2 protein-coding genes are annotated in these 391 nt (G+C 54.5%); both read left to right on the top strand.

The window, feature by feature from the left end; genetic code table 11:
- Nucleotides 1-22: 22 nt before the first annotated feature.
- Complete coding sequence (locus ACTQY1_RS11295; protein WP_154487234.1) at nucleotides 23-268, top strand: DUF2922 domain-containing protein; 246 nt, start codon at nucleotides 23-25, stop codon at nucleotides 266-268.
- Between the two features lie 3 nt (nucleotides 269-271).
- The coding region (locus ACTQY1_RS11290) for a YvrJ family protein (RefSeq protein WP_441374215.1) at nucleotides 272-391 on the top strand (120 nt) is incomplete at its 3' end.

The following is a 391-nucleotide window of genomic DNA, read 5'->3' as shown; positions in this document are numbered from 1 at the left end:
GGCGTAAAGGAGGTAGTGCACAATGGCAGATTCCAGAAAACTGGACCTGATTTTCAAGGACAGCGAAAAAGCGACCAAAAACATCCGCATCGTGAACCCCCGCTCTGACGTAGACCGGGAAATGGTGCTGCCGGTGATGAACAAAGTGGTGGAAAGCAAAGTCTTCCTCACCAAGAACGGCATTCCTGTGGAAACCATCCAGGGGGCCAAAGTGACCGACGTCAAGGATCTGCTCTCTGACGGAACTGACGAAGTCACCGAGGGCTAACCCATGGAGGATCTGTCCCTGCTGGCCGGCCAGGCTGCCCAGTACGGATTCCCCATGGTCATTTCCTGGTACCTGCTGGTACGCATGGAAGAGAAACTGGAGAACCTGACCCAGAGCATCGAA

It is taken from the genome of Acidaminococcus sp. HCP3S3_G9_1 (genome assembly GCF_052122455.1).
Classification (GTDB): Bacteria; Bacillota; Negativicutes; order Acidaminococcales; family Acidaminococcaceae; genus Acidaminococcus.
The sequence above is the reverse complement of the archived record's forward strand: the minus strand, read 5'-3'. Positions and strand labels throughout refer to the sequence as shown.

Excerpts from the sequence above, each read along its gene's own strand:
- ACTQY1_RS11295 (WP_154487234.1), top strand. The coding sequence starts at position 23 with ATGGCAGATTCCAGAAAACTGGACCTGATTTTCAAGGACAGCGAAAAA.